Raw genomic sequence first — 23,746 nt, 5'->3', positions numbered from 1 at the left:
AATTCAGAATAGTTGGCTATATCGAGCGTATGGCGTCGCTCCGACCACTCGCCGGCAGCGCTCCCGACCATTCCGGATGGCGCTTCAGCCACGCCCGATAGGTGTCGTTCGCCTCGACGATCCCGTGCTGCGCCTCGACCAGCTCGGCCCACAATTTCCGCGCGGTCCCGTCCCCGCCGGCCGGCTGCTCCGCGGGAATGTGCAGGCTCGTCGTCATCCGCAGCGGCGTACCCGCCAGCGGTACCACGAACATCCCCGGCGGCGGCTGACTGCTCGGCTTCATCAACAGAACGGTGTGCGGCCGCTGCGCGATGGCGCGTACGTCGGCGAATCCGAGGCTCGCCCTTTCCGGCGCGAAACCCGCGGTCCGGCAGGCGCCGATCAGGTGCTCGCGAATACTCGGCCCGGTATCGCGCACGGCGCCGAATGTGTCGCCCGCCAGGTCCGCCAGTTCGACCTCCGCCCGGCCGGCGAGCGGGTGGCCCGCGGGCAGCCCAACGAAGATCGGCTCAACGGCCACCACCCGCCGCTCGGCGTGCTCGCCGACCACCTCGTCGCCGGGGTAGTCGGTGACCAGCGCGGCGTCGAGCTGCCGGCTGGCCAGCAGGTTCACCCAGCGCCGGCCGTTCAGCCCGATCCGCACGTCCGGGGTCGCGTCGAGCACCTGGTCGATGATCCGCGGCAGCGCCGACGCGAGCAGCCCCGGCGTCGCGCCGACCCGCAGCGTGCCCGGCACCGCGTCCTCGCCGTCCCGGGCGCCCGCGAACTCGGCGAGCTGCTCCAGGGCGCCGAGAACGGTCAGCGCGTGCGCGGCGACCAGTTCGCCGAGCTGTGTGGGTACGGCGCCACTGGTGGCCCGGTGGAACAATTTCCCGCCGAGGATCCGCTCCGCCCGGACCAGCGCCGCGGTCGCCGACGGCTGCGCCATTCCGACCACCGCGGCGGCGGCGGTGAGCGACCCGGTATCGACGATCGCCTTGATGAGCCGCAGGTGGCGGAAGTCGAGCTCCATCGCCGCAGGCTACTCCTCCCCTACCAATAGGGGAAGTTTCCGATCTCATGGAATTGCTCGAAACGGCACCCCGGAAAAGTTCTCATAGAACTGTGTTATGCGAGGTTGGGATTGTCAGTGCCGACGCGTGCCGCGCAATAGTCACGGTAGCAGTTCCCCCCACCCCGTAATCCACTGAGGAGCCCACCAGTGAATCGCAGGAGCATCCGATCGGCCGGGCTGGCGATCGCCGTTGCCGGCGCGCTCGGCGTGGCCGGGCCCGGCCACGCCGCCGACGATCCGGCACCCGGCCAGCACGGCATCGTGAACGGGAAGGCGACCGAGAGCGCGCCGTGGGCGGTGCAGTTCTACCGCGGCAACGGCAGCACCGGCAGCCCGGTCTGCTCGGCGTCGCTGGTCGCCGCCGACTGGGTCCTCGTCGCCGACCACTGCCTCACGTACCAGCACACGGGCCGCGTCTTCTCCGTCAGGATCGGCAGCCTGCGGCGGGGCGAGGGCACGCTGTACCAGGTCGAGACGTTCAAGAGCAAGTACGACGTGACGCTGATGAAGCTCGCCTCCGCCGTCCCGAACGCGCCCGTCGCCCGGGTAGCCGACGCCGCCCCGGCCACCGGCGCGCAGGTCGAGATCTACGGCTGGGGCCGGACCTGCCCGGTCGACCAGCAGTGCGACCCCTCGCCGGTGCTCAAGCAGGCCACCGTCAGGGTCAGCGGCAGCACCAAGGACGTCAAGGGCGGGCCGGCGTTCCAGCTCACCTCGGTCACCGGCAACGCGTCCAAGGGCGACTCCGGCGGCCCGGCCCGGTACAACGACCTGATCGTCGGCGTGGCCTCCACCGCCACCTCGACCACCTCGCAGTACTCCAACGTGACCGCCGCCGCGACCCGGGAGTGGATCAAGTCCACGGCCGGCGTCTGAGACACCGCCGCGGCCCGGGCGCCGGGCCCGGGCCGCGGCGGACCACTCAGCTCTCCAGTTGGGTGGCCTTGACCGCCTTGTCGACCTGCCCGCAGTCCGCCGTCGTCGTACCGGCCACGCCGTCGCGGGCGTGCGCCGCGCACACGCTGCGCACAGTGGAGGCGAGCTGCTTGAACTGCGCCCTCGCCGGCATCGCCTTGATCACCCCGTACCAGAGGGCAGCCGACTTCGCGGTGCCGATGCCGGTGACGGTCTGGCCGTTGAACGTCTCCCCCTCGGCGATCAGGAAGCCGGCCTTCTCCACCACCGCGGCGTTGATCACCGCATTGCCGTCGCTGGCCCAGTACTGGCCGCCCTTGCGGTCCGGCATCTTGCGCAGGCCCGGCTTGTCCATGTCGCGGTAGATCCCGTACGGCGAGCCGTCCCCCATCTTCCACCGCACCGCCGCCGTGTCGTCGGCGCTGCCGTTGGTCAGGTCCACCAGCTCGCCGAGGATGTCCGCGATCCCCTCGCTGACCGCCAGCGCCTCGGTCTTGTCGCCCAGCTTGCCGTGGTGGTCCTGCACGCCGTGGGTGAACTCGTGGGCGAACGTGTCGTCCGAGAACAGCCCGGAGTTCAGCACCACGTGCTTGCCCGTGTAGTACGTCGGCCACGCCCCGCCCGGGCACTCCCCGCTGCTGTCGCAGACCCGCACCGACACCCCGACGGTCGGCTTGCCGCCGATGTCGGAGGCGAGCATCTGCTGGAAGTCCCCGCCGACCGAGGCGTAGAACCGGTCCAGGTCGCCGAGGAAGTCGTACGCGGCGTCCACGTCCTTGACCCCGGACGGGCCGCTGCCCTCGGTCCGGGTGACCTTGACGCCCTGGCCGCAGAAGTGGTTGCTGTACCGCTGGTTCGCGCCGTCGCAGACCGCGCGGTTCAGCGCCGCGCGGGTCGCGGCGGGGGTGGTGGTCGAGGGGGGCGCGGCCGCGGCGGGGGCGGCGGCGAGCAGCAGGGGCGCGGCGAGGGCGGCCGCGGCGAGGCGGGATCGGTACACGGGATCACTCCGGGGGTGGTGGGTGGGGTACGTCGGCGGGCGGGCGGCCGATTGGCCCGCCCGCCCGCCGACGCGGTGAGGGGTGAGGTCAGAGCCGCGCGTGGAGCAGCCGGTTCGGCACGCCCTTGCCCGGGTTCTTGACCACGTCCGGCGTCGCGTTGTCGATGATCCACTTCTTGACGTCGGCCGGCTTGTAGGCCGGGAACTTCTCCAGCAGCATCGCCGCGACACCCGCGCCGTGCGGCGAGGCCATCGAGGTGCCGGACATGCCGGTGGTGGCGGTGTCGCTGCTGTGCGACGCCGACGTGATGCTCACGCTCGGGCCGAGGGCGGTGATGCAGGAGCCCCAGTTCCACTGGAACCCGTCGCTGCTGTTGGTCCCGCCCATCGAGATGACGGTGGCGGCGCTGGCCGGGGAGTAGGTGCAGGAGTCCTTGCCCTCGTTACCGGCGGCGCCGACCTGGACGATCCCGGCGGCCGAGCCCTTGTCCACGGCCTCGTTCATGGCCTTGTGCGGGTAGAGGTCGGCGCGGAAGCTCATGTTCGTGACGGCCTTGGTGCCCTTGGCCTTCTCGGTGACCCAGTCGATGCCCTTGATCACGCCGTCGTCGGGGCCGTTGCCGCCGCAGTCCAGCACCCGGACAGCGACGATCTTGGCCTCCTTGGCGACGCCGTAGTCCTTGCCGGCGAAGGTGCCGGCGGTGTGGGTGCCGTGGCCGTGGCAGTCCTGGGAGATGTCGTCGTTGTCGATGAAGTCCCGGCCGTCGGTGACCCGGCCGCCGAAGTCCTTGTGCGTCTTGCGGATGCCGGAGTCGATGCCGTAGATGGTGACGCCGGCGCCGGTGGTGTCGTACGTGTACTTCTTGTCCAGGGGGAGCTTGCGCTGGTCGATCCGGTCCAGGCCCCACGACGGCGGGTTCTGCTGCTCGCCGGGCGGGCTCTGCTGCTCGCCGGCGATCCGGACGTTGCCGCTGGCGTGGACGTACTTGACGCCGGGCTCGGCGGCGAGGCGGCGGGCGTCGGCCTCGTCCATCGCGACGGAGAAGCCGCGCAGGGCGTTCTCGTAGGTGAACCGGACCGTCCCGTCGTGGCGCTGCGCGAGGCGCTGCGCGGTCGCGGTCACACCCGCGGCGGCGAAGGCGTTGTCCTCCAGCACCACGATGTACCGACCCGAAACCGCGCCGGGCTCACCCGCGGCGACGATCGAACCCACCGCAGCGGCCGGGACCGCGGCGCCGGTCGCCACCGTCGTGGCCACCACGGCCAAACCGACCGCCAACCGGCGGTACGTGATCGCTGAGTGCATTGCTCCTCCATCTGGGGTGGGACGCCGGCACCCGCGTGAGGGACGTGCGGGCAGGCAACGGGTGCGGCGCCGATCCGAGGGCAGGCGCGGGCAAGCGTTCGATGCCCGGAACATCCGGATACGAACAGGTTCGCCCTCCCGCGGTGATAGCAAGACCGTAGCCACGCCCCGGTGCCCGGCCCAGCCCCTTTCAATCGACACAGATGAATGCGACTCAAATCTGTTGAGCCGCACGGCGGCATCGGGGCCGGCCCGGGTCCGGCAGCCGGCCCTCCTCGAAGGACCCCCCGTCCCACGGCTGTAGTGGCCGCGGCGGCCGACCTTCCGACACCTGTGGGTGGCTCCACCGATGCCCGGCGGCAACGATCGTCGTGGATATCCGGTACCCCACGTCCCGGATCCCGGCCGACCCGCCGCCCGCCGGCGCGGTCGGCGGCACCCACCCCCGCCCCGTGCCCGGGGCGCCACGAACGGAGCACCCCATGGCCCGATTCGGGCGTCCGCCCGTCGCGTCGACCGTGGTCGGCGTACTGGCGGCGGCTCTCCTCCCCGTCCCCGCCCCCGCGGCGTCCGCCGCCCCCGCCGCGTTCATCGCCGAGCGGGTGTACGTCGAGACCGGGGTCGACAGCGACAACAACGGCCGCAGGGACCGCGTCGCCATCGACATCAACCGGCCGGCGAGCGGCCGGTCGCCGGTGGTGCTGGAGCACACGCCGTACAAGGAGGGGCTCGGCACGCTGCACCACCACCCCGTGGACGTCGGCAGGCTGCCGCAGGAGGCCGGCCGGACGGCGTTCCGCGACGGGCGCGTCCCGGACCGGCCGACGCCGATCAGCCGGGGCAACCTGAACGGGCACATGTTCGACGAGCTGCTCGCCGCCGGGTACGCCACGATCTCCGGGCAGAGCATCGGCACCGCGAGCAGCGACGGCTGCCCGACCAGCGGCGACATGCAGGAGGCGCTGGGCGGCGTCGCGATCATCGACTGGCTCAACGGCCGGGCGAGGGGCTTCGACGCCGGCGGCCGGGAGGTGCGGGCCGACTGGGCCACGGGCAGGGTGGGCATGACCGGCGTCTCGTACAACGGCACCCTGCCCAACATGATCGCGGCCACCGGGGTGGAGGGGCTCGCCGCGATCGTCCCGGTCGCCGGGCAGTCCGACTGGTACGAGTACTACCGGGCCAACGGCCTGGTCGTCGCCCCCGGCGGCTACCAGGGCGAGGACACCGACGTGCTGGCCCGGGCCGTGCTGCGCAAGAGCGGCGGCTGCGCGGCGCAGATCGCCGCGCTGGGCCGGGCGCAGGGCCGCGAGCACGGCGACCTGACGCAGTTCTGGAAGGACCGGCAGTACAGCGACAAGGCCGGCAACGTGAAGGCCGCCGTCCTGGTCGTGCACGGCCTCGCCGACTGGAACGTCAAGGGCACCCACTACGCCAAGTGGTACGAGGCGCTCGCGCGGGCGGACAAGCCGCGCCGGATCCTGCTGCACCGCGGCGGCCACGGCCCGGGCAGCAGCTTCCCCGGCTACCACCAGCTCATCACGCGCTGGTGGGACAGGTACCTCAAGGGCGTCGACAACGGGGTCGACCGGGAGCCGCGGGCCGACGTGGACGTCGACGGCACGTGGAGGAAGTTCGCCGACTGGCCGGACCCGGCGGCGAAGGAGACCGCGTACCGGCTCGGCGCCGCCGACGCGACGGCGCCCGGCACGCTGACCACCGGTACGCCGGCCGGCACCGCGGCCCAGTCCTTCACCGACCTCGGCCGCAACTCCCGGGTCGGGACGCTGATCGGCGGCGGCAACGCGGCCAGGGACGGCCGGCTGATCTACCTGACCGAGCCGATGGCCGGCGCCAAGCGGATCAGCGGCGTCCCCCGGGTGACCCTCACCCTGGCGGTGGAGAACCGGACCGCGGCCAACCTGACGGTGGCGCTGGCGTCGTACGACAGCGGCGGCAACGCCACCCACCTCACCCGCGGCTGGGCCGACCCGCAGAACGCCGCCAGCGTCGAGAAGGGGACCCCGCTCACGCCCGGCAGGCCCGTCACGATCACGTTCAACCTCGAACCGCAGGACCGGCGGATCGCCGCCGGCCGGCGGCTCGGGCTCGTCGTCACCTCGACCGACGTCGACTACACGCTGCGCCCGCCGGCCGGTACCCGGCTGCGGGTGGAGCCGGCCGGCAGCTCCCTCACCGTGCGCCTCGCGAGCGACTGACCCCGCCGCGAACGACCGATTCCCCTCGCGGGCGAGCGATGCGCCGCGCGGGCGACCGAGCGGAGCCGACCACGCCCACCGACCACACACCGGGGTGGAGAGCGGGTCCCGACGCGGGCAGCAGTCGGGACCCGCGCACCGTGCCGGGGCGGGGCATCACACCCCGCCCCGGCCGGTTGCCGCCGGGATCCGTCGCCGCGCCGCTCGGAGCGGCCGACGTGGGGACCGGATCGGGTGGCGGGCCGGGCGGGTCAGTCGGCGCGCGGGGCGGGCCGGGCGGCGTGCGGGGCGGGCGGCAGGTCGTCGTCGGTGTCGTACTCCAGCAGCAGCACGGACGCCACCGGCCCGCCGACCGCCTGGTAGACGTGCGGGCCGCCGGCCGGGAAGCTCAGGTAGTCGCCGGCGCGCAGCTCGTGCGGGGCGTCCGCCGGGCCGGCGCGCAGCACCCCGGCGGTGACGAGCACGTGCTCCCGGCCGGGGTGCCCGGCCGAGTGCTGGACGGCCGGCGGGCGGACCCGCTGGTCGTACACCTCGATGGTGGTCCCGCGCAGGTCCAGCCGGCGGGCCAGGCGCAGGTCGACGGCGTTGCTGGACAGCACGTCGAGGTCGGCGCCGCGGACCAGGATGACCTCCGCGCCGACCGGCGCGGTCAACAGGTCCGACACCGGTACGCCGAGGGCGTTGGACAGGCTGAACACGGTCTCGATCGTCGGGTTGCCCGAGCCGGACTCGAGCTGGGACAGCGTGCCCTTGGCGATGCCGGAGTGCCGCGCGAGCGCCGACAGCGACATCCCCCGCCGCTGCCGCAGGGCGCGCAGGTTCTCGGCCAGTACGCGGCCGGCCTCCTCCTTGACCATCCCACCTCCGCGGGTCCGGGTCCGTCGCGCGGACCAACCTACCGAGCGCCGGCCGGCGCCGGGCCGCGGCGCCGCGGCGGCTCCCGCCCCGCCGGCGTACCGTTCACTTTACCGAACGTTGGAGAAACGCTGCCCCGTGCGCACGACCACCGCGCCCCGCACCGGCTCCCGCTCGGCTCCCGACCCGTCCGCGACTCCGCTCCCCTGCGAAGACATCGGTCCGTGACGACCGGGACACGATCGCGGGGACCGATCCTGGCCGACCCATTGACGGCGATGACTCGCCGGCCTACTGTTCGCTCTATCGAACGGGAGGTGTCGATGGAGCACGCGGACGTGGTGGTCGTCGGGGCCGGCATCATCGGCGCGGCCTGCGCCGAGGCGCTGACCGCCGCCGGTCGCCGGGTCACCGTGCTCGACCGCGGCCCGCTCGCCTCCGCCACCAGCGCCGCCGGCGAGGGCAACCTGCTCGTCTCGGACAAGCGGCCCGGCCCCGAACTCGACCTCGCGCTCGCCTCGCTGCGGCTGTGGCCCGCGGTGCTCGACCGGCTCGGCCGCGACGTCGAGTGGGAGGCCAAGGGCGGCCTCGTGGTCGGCACCGGCGACCCCGCCCCACTGCGGGCGCTCGCCGCGGCCCAGCGGGCGGCCGGCGTCGACGCCCGCCCGCTGCCGCCGGACGCCGCCCGGCAGCGCGAGCCGCGACTGACGCCGCTGGTCACCGGCGCCGTGCACTACCCGCAGGACGCCCAGCTCCACCCGGTCCTGGCGACGATGGCGCTGCTGGCCGCCGTCCGGCGCCGCGGCGGGGTGCTGCGGCCGGGCGTCGCCGCGCTCGGCCTCGGCCCGCGCGGGCTGCGGACCAGCGCCGGGGACATCCCCTGCGGCGCCGTGGTCAACGCCGGCGGGCCGTGGGCGGGCGCGGTGTCCCGCGCGCTCGGCGGGCCGATCGACATCCGGCCGCGGCGCGGGGTGGTGCTGGTGACGGCGCCGCGGCCGCCGCTGGTCCGGCACAAGGTGTACGACGCGGACTACGTCGGCGCGGTCGCCGCCGACGCCGCCGACCTGCGCACGTCCACGGTGGTCGAGGCGACCCCGGCGGGGACGATCCTCATCGGGTCCAGCCGGGAGCGGGTCGGGTTCGACGAATCGCCGCGGGTGCGGGTGTGGCGGGAGCTGGCCCGCAAGGCGGTCGCGCTGTTCCCGGCGCTGGCCGACGTGCCGGTCCTGCGCGCGTACGGCGGCTTCCGCCCGTACGCCCCCGACCACCTGCCGGTCATCGGGCCCGACCCGCGCCGGCCCGGCCTCTGGCACGCCACCGGGCACGAGGGCGCCGGCATCGGCCTGGCCGCCGCCACCGGCGCGCTGGTCGCCCAGCTCCTCACCGGCGGTACGCCGCTGCTGGACCCGGCCCCGTTCCGGGTGGACCGGCCGGGGGTGCTGCTGTGCGGGTGAGCATCGACGGGCGCGGGTACGACGTCGAGCCCGGCCGGACCGTCGCCGCGGTCCTGCTGGAGCTGGGCCGGGTCTCCTGGCGGGCCACCCGCCGCGGCCGCCCGCGCGGGGTGTTCTGCGGCATCGGCGTCTGCTTCGACTGCCTGGTCGACGTCAACGACACCCCCGACGTACGGGCGTGCCAGCGCGTCCTCGCCGACGGCGACCGGGTCCGGACGGTGCCGACGTGATCGTCGCGGTCGTCGGCGCGGGCCCGGCGGGAATGGCGGCCGCGGCCGCGGCGGCGGACGCCGGGGCGGACGCGGTCCTGGTCGACGGCGAGCCGGCGCCCGGCGGCCAGTACCACCGCGGGCACCCGCCCCGGCTCGACCCGCGCGTGCGGCACCTCGCCGACAGCACCGTCTGGGCGGTCGAGGGCCGGCGGCTGCACCTGCTCACCGGCCCCGCCGACGCGCCCCGGCGGACCGCCGCCGCACTCGACGCCGACGCCGTGGTGCTCGCCACCGGCGCGCACGACCGGGTCCTGCCCTTCCCCGGCTGGGACCTGCCCGGCGTCTACACCGCCGGCGCCGCGCAGGCGCTGGCCAAGGGCCAGCGGGTCGCGGTCGGCCGCCGGGTCGTCGTCGCGGGTACCGGGCCGTTCCTGCTGCCGGTGGCCGGGGCGCTGCTCGCCGCCGGGGCCGGCGTGACCGCGGTCTGCGAGGCCGCCGGCGGCGGCCGCTGGCTGCGCCACCCGGCCGCGATCGACGCCGGCCGGCTGGCCGAGCTGGCCCGCTACGCGGCCGTCCTGCGCCGGCACCGGGTGCCCTGGCGGCGGCGGACCGCGGTCGTCGCCGCGCACGGCGACGGCCGGGTCACCGCCGTCACGCTCGCCCGGCTCAACCCGGACTGGACCGTCCGGGCCACCCGGCGGGTCCCGGCCGACGCCGTCTGCGTCGGCCACGGCTTCACCCCGCGGCTGGAGCTGGCGGTCGCCGCCGGCTGCGCGCTCGCCGGCGGGTTCGTCCGGGTGGACGAGCGCGGCGCGACGTCCGCCCCCGGCTACTGGGCCGCCGGCGAGGTCACCGGCATCGGCGGCGCCGACGCGGCCGCCGCCGAGGGCGCGGTCGCCGGGGCGGCCGCGGCCGGCGCGACCCCGCCCGCCGCGGCGCTGGCCCGGGCCCGGCGCGGGCGGCGGTTCGCCGCGGCGCTCGCCGACGCGCACCCGATCCGGGACGGCTGGCGGTCCTGGCTCGACCCCGACACCCTCGTCTGCCGCTGCGAGGAGGTCACCCTGGGCGCGCTCCGGGCGGCCGTCGCGCACGGCGCCGGCAGCGTCCGCACCGTGAAGCTGGCCAGCCGGGCCGGGCTCGGCATGTGCCAGGGCCGGGTCTGCGGCCCGCACGTCGCCGACCTGGTGGCCGCCGACCCCGGCGGGCCGCCCGCCGACCCGGCCGCCTGGCACCGGCGGCCCGTCGCCACCCCCGTCCGGCTCGGCGAGCTGGCCGGACCGCACCCCCCGGAGGAGATCACGTGACCGAACGACTCGACGGCGTCATCGTGGCGACGGCGCTGCCGTTCACGGCCGACCGCACCGCCCCCGCCGGGCTGCGGCCGGACCTCGACCGGTACGCCGAGCACTGCCGCTGGCTGATCGACAACGGCTGCCGGGGCGTCGGCCCCAACGGCTCCCTCGGCGAGTACTCGTCGCTGACCGACGCCGAGCGCCGCCTGGTGGCCCGCACGGCCGTCGAGGCGGTCGCCGGTACCGGGGTGGTGGTGGTCGGCGTGCACGGCGTCGGCGCCCACCAGGCCCGGCACTGGACGGAGATCGCCGCCGAGGACGGCGCCGACGGCGTGCTGTGCCTGCCGCCGACCATGTACCGGGCGAACCGGCGGGAGCTGGTCGCGCACTTCGCCGCCGTGGCCGGCGTCGGCCTGCCGGTGATGCTGTACAACAACCCGGTCGACACCAAGGTGGACCTCACCCCGGCGGTCCTGGCCGAGCTGGCCGCCATCGACAACGTCGTCGCGGTCAAGGACTTCTCCGCCGACGTGCGCCGGGTCCTGGAGATCCGCGAGCTGGCCCCCGACCTGGCCGTCGTCGCCGGCGCCGACGACGTCGCCCTCGAATCCCTGCTGATGGGGGCGACCGGCTGGTTCGCCGGCTTCCCGAACGCGTTCCCGGCCGAGTCGGTGCGCCTGTTCGAGCTGGCCCGGGCCGGCCGGGCGGTGGAGGCGCGGGCGCTGTACGAGCCGCTGGTGGCCGCCTTCCGCTGGGACTCGCGGACGGAGTTCGTCCAGGCCATCAAGCGCGGCATGGACCTGGTCGGCCGGTACGGCGGCCCGTGCCGCCCGCCGCGCGGCCCGATGTCGCCGGAGCAGCTCACGGCGCTGGACGCCGACCTGCGCCGCGCGCTCGACGCGCTGATCCCGGGCTGACGCCGTGCGCTCGATCCGCTGCCTGCACGCCGTCGACTCGCACACCGAGGGCATGCCGACCCGGGTGATCACCGGCGGGGTCGGGGTGATCCCCGGCGCCACCATGGCCGACCGGCGCGCGCACTTCACGGCGCACCTGGACCACCTGCGCCGGTTCCTGGTGCACGAGCCGCGCGGCCACCCCGCGATGAGCGGGGCGATCCTCCAGCCGCCGACCCGGCCGGACGCCGACGTCGGGGTGCTGTTCATCGAGGTGTCCGGCTGCCTGCCGATGTGCGGGCACGGCGCGATCGGCGTCGCCACCGTCCTGGTGGAGACCGGCATGGTCGCGGTCCGGGAGCCGGAGACCGTGGTCCGGCTCGACACCCCCGCGGGGCTCGTCGAGGCCCGGGTGGCGGTCGCCGACGGCCGCGCGGCGGCGGTCACGATCGAGAACGTACCGGCGTTCGTCCTCGAACTGGACGCCGCCGTGACCGTCCCCGACCGCGGCACCGTCCGCTACGACATGGCGTACGGCGGCAACTTCTACGCCATCCTCCCCGTCGCCGACCTGGGCGTGCCGTTCGACCGGGCGAACAAGGACCGGATGCTGTCCGCCGGCCTGGCCATCCTGGACGCCATCAACGCCCAGCGCCCGCCGACCCACCCGACCGACCCGGCGATCACCGGCTGCAAGCACGTCCAGCTCGTCGCGCCCGGCGCGGACGGCAGCGACTCCCGCAACGCCATGGTCATCCACCCCGGCTGGTTCGACCGGTCGCCGTGCGGCACCGGCACGTCGGCCCGGATGGCGCAGTTGCACGCCCGCGGGCGGCTCGCCGTCGGCGAGCGGCACGTCAACGAGTCGCTGCTCGGTACCCGGTTCACCGGCACGCTGCTGCGCACCGCCGCGGTCGGCGGGCTGCCGGCGGTGATCCCGACGATCACCGGGCGGGCCTGGCTCACCGGCACGGCCCAGTACCTGCTCGACCCCACCGACCCCTTCCCGAACGGATTCGTCCTGTGAACCCCGTCTCCTCCACCTCGCCGCAGCGGCCCGACGACGTGGTCGTCACCGTCGGCGAGGGCGACGCGGCCGCGGCCGTGCGCCGGGCCCGCCCGGCCCAGCGCGACTGGGCGGCCGCCGAGCCCGCCGCCCGGGCCGCCGCGCTGGCCGGGCTCGCCGACGCGGTGGCCGCCTCCGACCTGGCCGCGCTCATCGTCCGCGAGGTCGGCAAGCCGGTCACCGAGGCGCGGGCCGAGGTGCAGCGCGCCGCAGCGATCCTGCGGTACTACGCGCAGCAGGCGTACGACCCGATCGGCGAGACGTACGCCGGCCGGCTCTCCTTCACCGTGCGCCGCCCGCGCGGGGTGGCCGGGCTGATCACCCCGTGGAACTTCCCGCTGGCGATCCCGGTGTGGAAGGCGGCGCCGGCGCTGGCGTTCGGCAACGCCGTCGTCCTCAAGCCCGCCCCGGCCGCCACCGCCTGCGCGCTGCGCCTGGCCGAGCTGGCGGCCGACCACCTGCCCGCCGGCCTGTGCGCGGTCGTGCCGGGCGGCGCGGACGTCGGCCGGGTGCTGGTCGGCACGGCCGACGCGGTGTCGTTCACCGGCTCCGGCCCGGTCGGCCGCTGGGTGGCCGGGGCGGCGGCGGCCCGCGGCGTACCGGCGCAGTGCGAGATGGGCGGCCTGTCCGCGACGATCGTCCTGCCGGACGCGAACCTCGGCGCCGCCGCCGCCGACATCGCCGCCGCCGCGATGGCCTTCGCCGGCCAGAAGTGCACCGCGACCAAGCGGGTCATCGCCGTCGGCGCCGACCTCGCCGACGCGCTGCGCGCCGCGGTCGCCGACCTGGCCGTCGGCGACCCGGCCGACCCGGCCACCGCGGTCGGCCCGGTGATCGACGAGAACGCGCGCCGGCGGGTGGTCGCGGCCGGCGGCCGGGCGCTCGACGGCGCCGGCTGGTACGTCCGCCCGACCGTCGTCACCGACCCGGCCAGCCGGCTGCACCGCGAGGAGGTCTTCGGCCCGATCTGCACCCTCACCGCCGCCGCCGACGCCGACGCGGCCATCGCCCTGGCCAACGCCACCGACTACGGCCTGGTCACCTCGCTGTACACCGGCGACCTCGACGCCGCGCTGCGGTACGTGGACCGCTGCGAGTCCGGCCAGGTCAAGGTCAACATGCCGACCACCGGGGTGGACTTCCACCTGCCGTTCGGCGGCGAGCGCCACTCCGGGTACGGCGGCAAGGAGCAGGGCAAGGCCGCCGCCGCCTTCTACACCCGCAGCCGCACCATCCAGATCTCCGGTCCGCAGTGACCGGTGTACCACGTCCGACGAGCCACGCGCCTTGGCCGAGGGGGAGAACCGTACGAGAAGTCAGGTGACCACACGCATGAACAAGCCCCACCGCGGCAACCCACCCGCCGACGGTCCCGCCGAACCCGGCGCGGACGTACGGCACCGCTGTCGGCCGCTCAGCCTCCAGGAGGCCGTGGATGCGCTCGCCGCCCGGCTCGCCCGCCCGGCGATGATCGAGGACCACCAGCACCGGGTGATGGTGCACAGCGCGCACGACGGGAACCTCGACGACGTGCGCCGGATGTCCATCCTGAACCGCCGGACCGACCCGGAGGTGATGAGCCGGCTCCAGCACTTCGGCATCGGCCGCGCCACCGGCGCGGTCCGCACCCCCGCCTACCCCGACCTGCGGATGTGGCCGCGGCTGTGCGTGCCGGTCCGGCACCGCGGGATGCTGCTCGGGTACGTCTGGTTCCTGGACCGCGACGGCACCCTGACCGGCGCCGACGTGACGGTCGCCGAGGAGGCGTGCGGCGAGCTGACCCTGGAGATGTTCCGCGAGCTGCGGACCAACGACACCGCCGGCCACCGGGTCGCCGCCTGGGTCCGCGACCTGCTCTCCACCGACCGGACCGCGCAGGTGGCCGCCGCGGCGGCGTTCCTGGACGACGGGTACTTCGTCGACGGCACCCCGGTCGCGGTGCTGATCGGCCAGCCGGTCGGGGCCCGGGCGCGGCCGGCGGAGTTGCAGGTGCTGCTGGAGGAGGCGCTGGTGGCGACCGCCCGGTTCGGCGGCCCGCGCGGCTCGCTGCACCTGGCCCAGCACGACCGGGCCATCCTGGTGACCGCGCAGTGCGCCGGGTACCCGACGGTCGAGGAGACCGCGGCCCGGCTGCGCGCCGAGATCGCCCGGACCACCGGCGAGGACGGCGCGGTGGACGACGTGCTGATCGGCGTCGGCGGCCCGGCCGACGCGCTGGACGACGCCCTGTCCTCGTACGGCCGCGCCCGGCTCGCGCTGCGCGTCGCCGCGGTCCAGCCGGACCTCGGCCCGATCGCCCGCTGGGCCGACCTCGGCGTCTACCGCGCCCTGCCGGCGATCATGGCGGCCCGGCACGGCGAGATCAGCGTGCACCCGCAGGTGGAGCGGATGTTCCCCGACCCGGCGCACGGGCCGATGCTGGAGACCCTGGAGACGTACCTGGACCTGGCCGGCAACGCGGACGCCGCGGCCAAGCGGCTGCACCTGCACCGGACGTCCCTGTACTACCGGCTCCAGCGGGCCGAGCAGCTCCTCGGCGCCGACCTCAAGAACGGCGCCGAGCGGCTCTGCCTGCACCTGGCCCTGAAGGTCGGCCGGCTCTCCGGCGCCTACCGCCCCGGCAGCGTCCACTTCCCACGGCTGTAGCGGCCGCACCGGGCGACCTTCCGACACCTGTGGGTGGATCGACCGGCCCCCGAGGACAACGATCGTCATAGATATCCCCACGTCACGCACCCGGTCGCCCACCCCTTCCCCGAGCGCCGGCGCGTGCGCCCCCGGAGGTTGGCATGCGAATCACCAGACGACAGCCCGCGGCAGCGGTCCGCGCGGTACTGCACCTGGCCCTGGCCGCGGCGACCGGCGTCGCCCTGGCCGCGGTGCCCGGCGCCGGCGCCGCCGCGGACCCGACGTCCGGCGGCCACGCCGCGGACCCGGTGACGGCCTGCCGGATCGCCCCGGGCGGCTTCCTGCACGAGGGCCCGACCGACTGGAACTCCTTCCCCAAGCCGGTCGGCCCGCGCAGGGCGGCGCTGCTGTTCAGCGGCGGCTGGAACATGGACGCCGAGTACGACCGGCTCAAGGCGGCCGAGGAGTGGTACCGCACCGCCTCGTTCGGCCGCTACCAGCTCACCCTCGTACCGCACAAGAAGCCCGTCTCCCTCTCCCCCGCGGGCGAGCGGGAGCTGCGGCGGCACGACCGGGCGGCCGACCCCGACCGGCTCGGCGACGTCGTCGCCGACCGCGGCATCCCGTCCGTGTGGGGCGACGCCGCCCGCCGCGCCGACCGGGACTTCGACTTCTCCCAGATCGACATCGTCTTCTACATGCACAGCGGCACCAGCCGCTCGTACGCCCAGTTCGACGGGGTCACCCTCGACGGCAAGAGCATCAAGACCGGCGCCATCCTCGGCACGGACTGGGGCAGCCACAAGGCCAAGCTGCTGATCCACGAGGGCGGCCACACGATCAGCCTCCCCGACCTGTACGGCGGCTCCGGCGGCTACGCCTACACCGGCGGCTGGGACATCCAGAGCAGCATCAACGGCCCCTCCCCCGACCACTTCGCGTGGCACAAGTGGAAGCTCGGCTGGCTGGACGACGACCAGCTCCGCTGCGTCGCCACCCGCAACACCAGCAGCGAGCACGTCCTGACGCCCAACGAGACGACCGGCGGCACCAAGGCGGTGGTCGTCCGGTACGGCAACTCGACGGCCTACATCGCCGAGGTCCGCACCAAGCAGGGCGTCAACACGGCGAGCTGCGACACCGGGGTCCTCGTGTACCGGGTCGACTCGAAGACCGCCAGCGGCTCCGGACCGGTCCGGGTCATGGACTCCCACCCCAGCAGCAGTTGCGGCGGCAACAACCTCAACGACGGCACGTACGACGTCGGCGCCGGCGAGGTGAGCACCTTCACCGACAGCGCCAACCAGGTCAAATTCGAGGTCCGCAGCAAGGACGGCGAGAACTACACCGTCAGGGCCACCTACGGCAACGCGGTCGCCGGCTGACCCGCCCGGCCGGCTCCGTCCCCGAAGGCGGAGCCGGCCGGGCCGGGCCCCGGGGCGCTCCCGCCTCCTCAACCGCACACAGGGAGCGCCCCGGGGCCGCTCCCCCACCCCGGAGGACGTTTCCGATGCACCCACCAGCAGCCCGCCGCGCCGGGCCGATCGTCGCGATCACGGCCACCCTGATCGGCACCCTCGGGGTACCGGCCGCGGCCGCGGCGCCCGCCGCCGACCCGTTCGCGGTACTCGACCCGCAGCACTGGCAGAACCCCGACACAATGACCCGGGACGACTACAAGCCCATCCCGAACACGCCCCGGGTCGACCCGGCCCGCCGCGGCACGATCCGCAACTTCAGGATCGCGCTGGTCACCCTGGACTTCCCGGACCAGCCGTTCACCGCGACCCTGCCGCCGCGGTCGGACGTCTTCGGCAACCCGCAGGCGACCGCCGCGAACATCCCGCGGGACCGGGTCGCCGCTTTCTACCGCGACTTCCTCAACCGGCCGAACGAGCTGAACCGCGGCCGCACCCTGCACGAATACTGGATGCAGGACTCCGAGGGCCGGTACGGCGTCGAGCTGACCGCCTTCGGGCCGTACAAAATGCCGGGCAAGGCGCACGAGTACGGCATCGACGGCTTCAACCCCGGCGCCTGCCCCGCCGGCGACCGCTGCGGCCGGGACATCCGCGCCGACGGCCTCGGCGCCTGGCGCCGCGCGGTCGGCGAGGCCGAGGCGCGCAAGTACGAGATGTCGTTCATCCTCTCCGCCGGCCAGGACGAGTCGTCCACCTGGCAGGAGTTCGGCCAGATGATGTTCAAGAGCAGGGAGGACGTACCGCGGGCATGGGGCCCGCCCGGCGGCGGCCGCACCTGGTCCGCGACCCGCTACGTCGACTGGACCTCGTGGAAGGCGGCCGCGGCGATCTGGCCCAACGCCGGCGGCACCTCGTCGACCCAGGCGGAGAGCTCCGGGATGGCGACGTTCGCCCACGAGCTGAGCCACCTGCTGAGCATCGGCGACAACTACAACAACCCGTACGGCACGCCGCTGCGCCGCGCGTACACCGGCATCTGGAGCATGATGTCCCGCGGCACCTTCAACGGCCCCGGCGGCCCGCACACCCGCTGGCGGATCCCGCCGACCGCCGGCGGCGCCCTGGGCTCCCTGCACACCCTGCGGGACAAGATGAAGATCAAGCTGGTCGGCGAGCAGAACGTACTGCGCCTGTCCCGCGAGGCCCTGGCCGACTCCGGCATCGTCGTCGCCGAGGTCACCGCCCGGGCGATCCCCGCCGGCCCGACGGGCCTGACCGGCCTGAACATCGCCCTGAACCGGGACAACGCGCCGTCGTGCAGCATCGCCGCCGACCCGCGCTGCGACGGCGGCGGGTTCAACAACTACACCGTCGAGGTGATCGGCCGGGTCGGTCCCGACTCGTTCACCCCCGACTCCGGCGTCCTGCTCAGCAAGACCAAGAACGCCGACAGCGCCCCCTTCCAGTGGGTCGTCGATGCCCACCCGGAGGACATCAACATGATCGACTTCTACCGGCCGGACGGCACCCCGCAGAAGATCACCATGGGCGACTACCGCCAGCTCTCCGACGCCCTGCTGCACGCCGGCACCCGCTCGAACAGCGAGTACGAGTACGTGGACAAGAGCAACAAGCTCCATTTCTACGTGCTGGACGTGCAGCGGGCGGCCGACGGCACCGTCCGGTACGCGGTGGCGGTGCGCTCGCTGGACGGCAGCGGGCCGAGCACGCGGGGCGTCACGCTGTCGGCGGGTGTACCGGGCGACGGCTCGCCGACCGGCGCCGGGGTGGCGTGCACGTTCGACCTGGCCAACACCGGGCGGTACGTCGCCGGCGGGAAGCACCCGGAGGACGTGGCGGCCCAGTTGCAGTCCGACGTGTACAAACTGACCGCCTCGGTCGCCGGGGATGGCTGGCGGGCGGTGCTGCCCAACGCGCTCGCGACGGCGGCCTTCGGCCGCAGCGTGCCGGTGCGGGTCGCGGTCGGGGCGACGGCGCAGGCCGCGGAGACCGGCGTGGTGACGCTGACGGCGACCTCGGTCAGCGACCCGACGAAGACGGCCAGCGGCGAGTGCCGGGTGCGCCGCTGAGTCCGCGGCGGGCGGCGGATGCCACTGGGGGCCGTCCGCCGCCCGCCGCCGGAACCCCGGCCTCCCACAGCGTGTCGAGGCCGGAGTCCGCATCGGACCCCGTGACGGTGATCGCGTCGCCGTGACAGTCGATCCGGCCGAAGTACGCGCCGGTGCGCGCGTCCCGGTGGACGACCTCCACCCGGCCACCGGGGCGCCAGCGGCGCATCTCCTCGTACGGGCCCGACCCGGCGAACACCGCGACGGTCCAGTAGGCGTGGCCGGCGCAGTACCGCAGCGAGCCGGGGTGGGCGTCGCCGAGCGGGACCACCCGCCCGGCGAGGCCCGCCCAGATCCTGCCCTCGTCGGCGTTCTCGAGGTCCGGCTGCTCCACCCACACCGGCGTACCGGCGAGGTCGAGCGCACCGGCGGCGGTGCACGCGCGACTCATGCTCGGCAGGACGGTGCGGGTCCCGCCGCGAGGGTCGAGCAGGACGTTGCGGGGGCAGCCGTGGGGGTCGGTCTCCGTGAAGCCGATGCCGGCGCCGGTGACCTCGACCCCGCTGACGCTCGCGCCCGCCGCCGGACAGTGCAGGGTCGCCGTGGCCAGGGTGGGCACGATCAGGGTCGAGACGCACCACGTGTCGGTGCGCGGGTCGGCCGACTCGTGGTACAGGGTGTCGCCGACGACGCTCCAGGGGCCGGTATGCGCCGGGTGGGCGGGGACGGCCTGTTGTCGGCCGGTGCGCAGGTCGACGCGGAGGAGCCGGACCCGCGATCGGGGCGGCGCACCCGCGGTGAGGGCCGAGTCCTCGGCGACGATCGCGTAGTTGCCGGCGAACCGAACGTTGTGGATCTCCCGGCCCGCGGGCGGATCGACCCGGGCGACGACCCGGCCGGTCGCGGCTTCGACGAAGACCGCGGTCCTCGACCGCGGGTTCGCGGGGGCGACATACATGCCGTGGCCGTTCCCGCCGGCGAAGCCGGTGTTCGGCATCCCGGCCCGGACGACGCTCCGCCAGGCGAACAGGGCATCCAGCGGTACGGGCGACGGCGCGGCGGACTGCCCGGGCCGGGCTTCGACCCGGGCCGCGGCACTGGACCGGGGGGTGGGGCGCACGTCGCTGCCGGTGGCCAGCAGCGCGACCAGCGCGGCGCAGGCGCCCACCGCCCGAAGGGCGCTCCGCCCGGACCTGGTCCGGTCGCGCGCTGCGTCCATGCTCTCCTCCTCCCGCGACCGGTACCCGCCGCCACCGCCGCCCCGAGCGCCGCCGCCGAACGCCGCCGGCCGCTGGGTCGCGCCCGCTGCGAGCCGGCGACGCGGCGTCCACCTCGGGCCCCGGCCCGACCGCGGCCGCACGTCCCGATTCTCGTCGTCCGGAGTGGATTCGCTGCCGCCCTGTCGGCTTGCCGACAACCGGGTTGCATATCCGCCGCCCCGAACCGGACATGGCTGCGATCTGGGCAATTCTGTCGCGCAAGAGAAGAAATACGGCGGCCGAGAGCACTGCACCGCAGGCCGGGACGGCGGCACAGGGGTACTCCTCGGGAGAGGACATCGACCGGCCACCTGTGACAGCATCGGGCGCGTGACCGGCCAGCGAACCGCCCTCATCCTCTGGGACATCGACCACACCCTCGTGAGCATCGGCGGCCTGAGCCGCCGCATCTACGAGCGCGCCTTCCGGGAAGTCACCGGCCAGCCGCTCGGCGAGCTGGCGGACATGACGGGCCGTACAGAGTGCGCCATCCTCACGGACACCCTGGACATGCACGGCATCCACGCGACCAGCGAGCTGCTCGACGCCTGCTACCGTGCCCTGGCGGTGGCGGCTGAGGACCTGCGCGACGAGATCCGCGGCTCGGGACGGGTGCTGCCGGGTGCCCCGGGTGCCCTCGCGGGTTTGGCGGCGGTAGCGCAGCAGACCGTGGTAACCGGCAACATCCGGCCCATTGCCGAGATCAAGTTGGGCGCCCTCGACCTGGCAGAGCACATCAACTTCGCCATCGGCGGCTACGGCTCCGACGGACAGTACCGCGAGCCCCTCGTTCGGCTGGCCTGTGCGCGGGCCAACGAACAGCTCGGCACTTCGTTCGCCGCCCAGCAGGTAGTGGTCATCGGTGACACGCCCTTGGACATCGAGGCGGCGCGTGCCGCAGGCGTGCATTCCATCGGCGTTGCTACGGGAAGCAGCTCGGTGGAGGCGTTGGAAGCCGTCCAGTCGTCAGCCGTCCTGCCCGACCTGAGCGACAGCGACCGGCTGCTGAGGGTGGTACTGGAACTCACTGCCTAGCGGGCCGTTGCGGCGGCGTGCTGGTCCCGGAAGGTGCGGACTGCCCGGCTGCTCCCGAAGGGCTCGAGTGCGCTGCGGAAGTCGTCGAGCCGGGTGGCAACGCGCGCTGAGCCCAAGGCGGTGGCTCGGGCGAGGGCATCGCCGGCCACGGCACAGGCGCCGTCAACGTCGTACTCGATGAGGTGGCACTTGGCCAGCCGCGCGAGGTAGTGCACAGCATCGCGTACCCGGTGCGGGGCGTTCTGGTCCAGCAGCCGCAGAGCGCGACCGATGGCCTGACGGGCTTCGCGCGACATCCGAGGTTCGAGGTAGCAGGCACCCTCCTGAGCAGCCAGTTCGACTTCGTCCACGTATCCGGCCCACAGTGGTTCGGGTGTGGGTGCAGCCGCGGCGAAGGCGGTCCGCGCCCTGTCCAGCGCCCGCAGACTGGCGGCCTTGTTCCCCAGCGCAGCATTGGCCCGGGCCAGCCGGGTGGCCAGCATCGTGCGCACCAGCGGGGTCGTACTGCCATCCGCCGTCTCGAAAGCGGTACGGGCCAGCGACAGTGCCGACTTGGCGCGCAGCCGGTACGTGTCCTGCAAGTTCATGTACGCCAACACACCGGCTGCCAGGGCCGGGTCGTCGGCCTCATGGGCGGCGTACACGGCGGTACTCCAATATCGACGGGCGGCACCGTGCTGGTTGCTCTCCAGGGCCAGCCACCCGGCGAGTTGACTCAGTTGCCCGAAGGTGTGCAGGTGCCGGTCCGGGTCGGTTTCGGCGTGCGGTGCGAGCCGAGCAACGTACTGCGCCACCGGCGCCAGGAGAGCATTACCGCCTTGCTCGGCATCCAACTTGTAGACCAGGCGAAGCAGCAACTCAGCACGCGCGGGGATTGCATGTGTTGCCGGATCGGCCGGCTCGGGTACCGGGAACTCATTACTCACCGCCATGTCCCGGATGAGACTGCGCGGCACAGCGGGTGGCTCAGCGAGCCCCGGCGCGGCGCTGGCATATGGACTCATGGTCGCCGCACTGACCTCACCGAGCGGAGAAAGTCGCTGCGCGGTCACCCGCTGCTGAAGCTGCACCTCGGCGATGTGGGCATCATGGCCGGCAGCCAGCATGCCACCGGTACCCAGCAGCTCGTCGCACTGCACCCAGAACGCCCGAGGTGGGCACTGACGGCCGGTTTCGACGTTGGCGATGCTGCTGCGGGTGTAGCGCACGAGCGCCGCGAAGGTCTGTTGACTGTGCCCTGCCGCCCGGCGGTACCCCGCGAGCTGGCGACCGAGCCGTTGCCGGGCGCTACCGGGCGCTGTGTCGGCCATACCTGTCCTCCCCGGATGTCAACAGATTGTCAGTGCTGCGCCGAGACTGTCGCCACCACCGTAGTGCCCGACTTGACTCAGGCACATGGCACCGGGATGGGTGCTGCTGCCGCTGCCACACGGACGTGGCTGTGGAACCCGACGCCGCCCGTCCCGGTGCCGCCCATCTGCCCAGCGTGGACAGTCCCGGCATTGCCCGCAGCACTCAGGAGCGACAACGTGAAGCCGACCCTCTACGGATTCCTGCGGGTTCCCGCCGACGTGTCGGACGCCGCCATACGGGAGTTGGAGCAGCAGCTCCACGACTTCGCTCACTCCGAGGGCTTCACGCTCGACACCATCTACCACGAGTACCGCAACAGCTCTTACGACGTGCTGTTGGAGATGATCGAGCGTATGCGCCGGGCTGAGGTGCACCACGCCGCTATGCCAATACTGCACCACATCTCGGCGCACCCCCTGTTGCAGCGGATGTACTTCGACCTGTTTCACCAGTCGGGGCTCTGGGTGTATGGGACGGCATATTCGCCGGGGCTGTAGCGATCCGCGGGCGAGCAAGCGCCGGGCACGTCATGTACTGCAAGAAAAGCAAGCCCGGGCTTGTGCCGGCCGCCGCCGACTACAGGTCGCCGAGCGCGCGGCGGGTCACCAACTCCAGCACAGCGATCACCGTGCCGGCACCCACGATCTCCCCCTCCGACACGGAGCTGCGGGCCCGGTCCAACGGAACCCACGCCACTTCCTCGGCCTCGTTGATGTCGACCGGCGGGCCGACGTACTCGGCCGACCGGGCCAGGAACAGCAGATTCTCCGCATCCGCCGTCGCCGCCCACGTCTGGAACGACACCAGTGGCTCAACCGGGCCGGGCCGCCAACCGGTCTCCTCCTCGACCTCTCGGGCCGCGCACGCCGCGGCGGACTCCCCCGGGTCGACATAACCGCCGGGCAACTCCCACACCCAGCGGTCGAACACGAGCCGGTGCCGCCGCATCAACAGCAAGCGCCCTTGGCCGTCGAGAACCGCCACCATCGCCGACCGGGGCGCGCGGATCACGTACTGCTCGAACCGCACCCCGTCCGGCAGCTCCACATCGGCGATGCTCAGGTGTGCCCGCCGGGTGGCGTCCACCACACGCTCCCCGTGAATGGTCCACTGCGTTCGACCGATCCTGCTGTCCGCCACTCCGCCAGTATCGGCGCCGACCGTGTCCAGGCCAGCGTCACCGGCGGCTCACCTCTCTCCGACCTCGGTGAGTCAGCCCGGACATCGCCGCCGACCTGCGCGGCCGGGCCAGCATCAACATCACCGGCCATCCACCGCCGTCAACTTCGCCGGCTGCCCCGCGGGGTGCCTGCGGGATGTCCCGGACCGGGGATGCCCGGTCACACAGTTGATCACTCAGACAACAAAGAGACCACATCCGCCAATGAATGTGGTCTCCGAGCTGGTGGGCGATACTGGGTTTGAACCAGTGACCTCTTCCGTGTCAAGGAAGCGCGCTCCCACTGCGCCAATCGCCCGCGTCTTCAGTTGAGGTGGGGACGGGATTTGAACCCGCGTGGACGGCTTTGCAGGCCGTTGCCTCGCCTCTCGGCCACCCCACCGAGTCTGAGGCCTTCGCCACGATACATGGCCTCGCAGAGCGGACGACGGGACTCGAACCCGCGACCCTCACCTTGGCAAGGTGATGCGCTACCAACTGCGCTACGTCCGCATGTGCTTACCGGGAGCCCGCCGGAGCGCTTTCCCGTTTGTCC

General features: G+C 73.8%; 20 protein-coding genes and 3 tRNA genes. 13 read left to right on the top strand and 10 right to left on the bottom strand.

Going from position 1 to position 23,746, the window contains the following annotated elements:
- Positions 1 to 16: 16 nt before the first annotated feature.
- Positions 17 to 1,012 carry a LysR family transcriptional regulator gene (locus IEY94_RS02735; protein WP_189168388.1) on the bottom strand — a complete coding sequence of 332 codons (996 nt, stop codon included), beginning with the start codon at positions 1,010 to 1,012 and terminating at the stop codon, positions 17 to 19.
- 189 nt (positions 1,013 to 1,201) lie between these two features.
- Between IEY94_RS02735 and IEY94_RS02730 the strand changes: the two genes are divergently transcribed.
- On the top strand, positions 1,202 to 1,930 hold the full coding sequence (locus tag IEY94_RS02730) for a S1 family peptidase (protein ID WP_189168387.1): 729 nt from the start codon (positions 1,202 to 1,204) through the stop codon (positions 1,928 to 1,930).
- A 46-nt stretch (positions 1,931 to 1,976) separates the two neighbouring features.
- On the opposite strand, the gene IEY94_RS02725 is transcribed toward IEY94_RS02730, so the two are convergent.
- A complete protein-coding gene (locus tag IEY94_RS02725; protein ID WP_189168386.1) occupies positions 1,977 to 2,966 on the bottom strand; it encodes a M4 family metallopeptidase in 990 nt (329 codons plus the stop codon).
- Between the two features lie 88 nt (positions 2,967 to 3,054).
- Positions 3,055 to 4,272, bottom strand: coding sequence for a S8 family peptidase (locus IEY94_RS02720; RefSeq protein WP_189168385.1), 1,218 nt, complete (start codon positions 4,270 to 4,272; stop codon positions 3,055 to 3,057).
- Between the two features lie 482 nt (positions 4,273 to 4,754).
- Between IEY94_RS02720 and IEY94_RS02715 the strand changes: the two genes are divergently transcribed.
- Complete coding sequence (locus tag IEY94_RS02715; RefSeq protein ID WP_189168384.1) at positions 4,755 to 6,491, top strand: CocE/NonD family hydrolase; 1,737 nt, start codon at positions 4,755 to 4,757, stop codon at positions 6,489 to 6,491.
- Between the two features lie 251 nt (positions 6,492 to 6,742).
- Here IEY94_RS02715 and IEY94_RS02710 read toward each other — a convergent pair whose 3' ends face one another.
- The gene (locus IEY94_RS02710; RefSeq protein ID WP_189168383.1) at positions 6,743 to 7,348 is read right to left on the bottom strand and encodes a helix-turn-helix domain-containing protein; all 606 of its coding nucleotides are present in this window, start codon (positions 7,346 to 7,348) and stop codon (positions 6,743 to 6,745) included.
- Positions 7,349 to 7,669: 321 nt separating this feature from the next.
- Here IEY94_RS02710 and IEY94_RS02705 point away from each other — a divergent pair, with 321 nt between their 5' ends.
- The 9 genes from IEY94_RS02705 (at position 7,670) to IEY94_RS02665 (ending at position 18,405) form a co-directional block, all read left to right on the top strand.
- Positions 7,670 to 8,800: an NAD(P)/FAD-dependent oxidoreductase gene (locus IEY94_RS02705; RefSeq protein WP_189168382.1), complete on the top strand. Its 1,131-nt coding sequence runs from the start codon at positions 7,670 to 7,672 to the stop codon at positions 8,798 to 8,800.
- Complete coding sequence (locus IEY94_RS02700) at positions 8,797 to 9,030, top strand: (2Fe-2S)-binding protein (RefSeq protein WP_229783253.1); 234 nt, start codon at positions 8,797 to 8,799, stop codon at positions 9,028 to 9,030. The genes IEY94_RS02705 and IEY94_RS02700 overlap by 4 nt, the downstream gene beginning before the upstream one ends.
- A complete protein-coding gene (locus IEY94_RS02695) occupies positions 9,027 to 10,316 on the top strand; it encodes an FAD/NAD(P)-dependent oxidoreductase (protein ID WP_189168380.1) in 1,290 nt (429 codons plus the stop codon). The genes IEY94_RS02700 and IEY94_RS02695 overlap by 4 nt, the downstream gene beginning before the upstream one ends.
- Positions 10,313 to 11,221: a dihydrodipicolinate synthase family protein gene (locus IEY94_RS02690; protein WP_189168379.1), complete on the top strand. Its 909-nt coding sequence runs from the start codon at positions 10,313 to 10,315 to the stop codon at positions 11,219 to 11,221. The genes IEY94_RS02695 and IEY94_RS02690 overlap by 4 nt, the downstream gene beginning before the upstream one ends.
- 4 nt (positions 11,222 to 11,225) lie before the next feature.
- Positions 11,226 to 12,227 (top strand): proline racemase family protein, encoded by a 1,002-nt coding sequence (locus tag IEY94_RS02685; RefSeq protein ID WP_189168378.1) that lies wholly within the window; start codon positions 11,226 to 11,228, stop codon positions 12,225 to 12,227.
- Complete coding sequence (locus IEY94_RS02680) at positions 12,224 to 13,522, top strand: aldehyde dehydrogenase family protein (RefSeq protein WP_189168377.1); 1,299 nt, start codon at positions 12,224 to 12,226, stop codon at positions 13,520 to 13,522. The genes IEY94_RS02685 and IEY94_RS02680 overlap by 4 nt, the downstream gene beginning before the upstream one ends.
- A gap of 76 nt (positions 13,523 to 13,598) precedes the next feature.
- A complete protein-coding gene (locus IEY94_RS02675; RefSeq protein ID WP_189168376.1) occupies positions 13,599 to 14,912 on the top strand; it encodes a PucR family transcriptional regulator in 1,314 nt (437 codons plus the stop codon).
- Between the two features lie 143 nt (positions 14,913 to 15,055).
- Entirely contained in the window at positions 15,056 to 16,279 is a 1,224-nt protein-coding gene (locus IEY94_RS02670; protein ID WP_189168375.1) for a metallopeptidase domain-containing protein, read from the top strand.
- A gap of 125 nt (positions 16,280 to 16,404) precedes the next feature.
- Complete coding sequence (locus tag IEY94_RS02665) at positions 16,405 to 18,405, top strand: M6 family metalloprotease domain-containing protein (protein WP_189168374.1); 2,001 nt, start codon at positions 16,405 to 16,407, stop codon at positions 18,403 to 18,405.
- On the opposite strand, the gene IEY94_RS02660 is transcribed toward IEY94_RS02665, so the two are convergent.
- On the bottom strand, positions 18,356 to 19,603 hold the full coding sequence (locus IEY94_RS02660) for a hypothetical protein (RefSeq protein ID WP_189168373.1): 1,248 nt from the start codon (positions 19,601 to 19,603) through the stop codon (positions 18,356 to 18,358). The genes IEY94_RS02665 and IEY94_RS02660 overlap by 50 nt on opposite strands.
- 370 nt (positions 19,604 to 19,973) lie before the next feature.
- Between IEY94_RS02660 and IEY94_RS02655 the strand changes: the two genes are divergently transcribed.
- On the top strand, positions 19,974 to 20,678 hold the full coding sequence (locus IEY94_RS02655) for an HAD family hydrolase (protein WP_229783252.1): 705 nt from the start codon (positions 19,974 to 19,976) through the stop codon (positions 20,676 to 20,678).
- On the opposite strand, the gene IEY94_RS02650 is transcribed toward IEY94_RS02655, so the two are convergent.
- Positions 20,675 to 21,988, bottom strand: coding sequence for a helix-turn-helix domain-containing protein (locus IEY94_RS02650; protein ID WP_189168371.1), 1,314 nt, complete (start codon positions 21,986 to 21,988; stop codon positions 20,675 to 20,677). The two genes, IEY94_RS02655 and IEY94_RS02650, sit on opposite strands and share 4 nt — an antisense overlap.
- Positions 21,989 to 22,207: 219 nt before the next feature.
- On the opposite strand from IEY94_RS02650, the gene IEY94_RS02645 reads away from it, so the two are divergent.
- Positions 22,208 to 22,528, top strand: coding sequence for a hypothetical protein (locus IEY94_RS02645; protein ID WP_189168370.1), 321 nt, complete (start codon positions 22,208 to 22,210; stop codon positions 22,526 to 22,528).
- A gap of 79 nt (positions 22,529 to 22,607) precedes the next feature.
- Here the strand turns inward: IEY94_RS02645 and IEY94_RS02640 are convergent, their stop codons facing one another.
- From IEY94_RS02640 to IEY94_RS02625, 4 genes are all read right to left on the bottom strand, one after another.
- Positions 22,608 to 23,171, bottom strand: coding sequence for an NUDIX hydrolase (locus IEY94_RS02640; RefSeq protein WP_189168369.1), 564 nt, complete (start codon positions 23,169 to 23,171; stop codon positions 22,608 to 22,610).
- A gap of 263 nt (positions 23,172 to 23,434) precedes the next feature.
- Positions 23,435 to 23,509: transfer RNA gene (locus IEY94_RS02635), tRNA-Val, on the bottom strand.
- 13 nt (positions 23,510 to 23,522) lie between these two features.
- Positions 23,523 to 23,593: transfer RNA gene (locus tag IEY94_RS02630), tRNA-Cys, on the bottom strand.
- A gap of 37 nt (positions 23,594 to 23,630) precedes the next feature.
- Positions 23,631 to 23,703: transfer RNA gene (locus IEY94_RS02625), tRNA-Gly, on the bottom strand.
- Positions 23,704 to 23,746 lie beyond the last annotated feature (43 nt).

It is taken from the genome of Pilimelia anulata (assembly GCF_014647895.1).
In the GTDB taxonomy this organism is placed as follows: domain Bacteria; phylum Actinomycetota; class Actinomycetes; order Mycobacteriales; family Micromonosporaceae; genus Pilimelia; species Pilimelia anulata.
The sequence above is the reverse complement of the archived record's forward strand: the minus strand, read 5'-3'. Positions and strand labels throughout refer to the sequence as shown.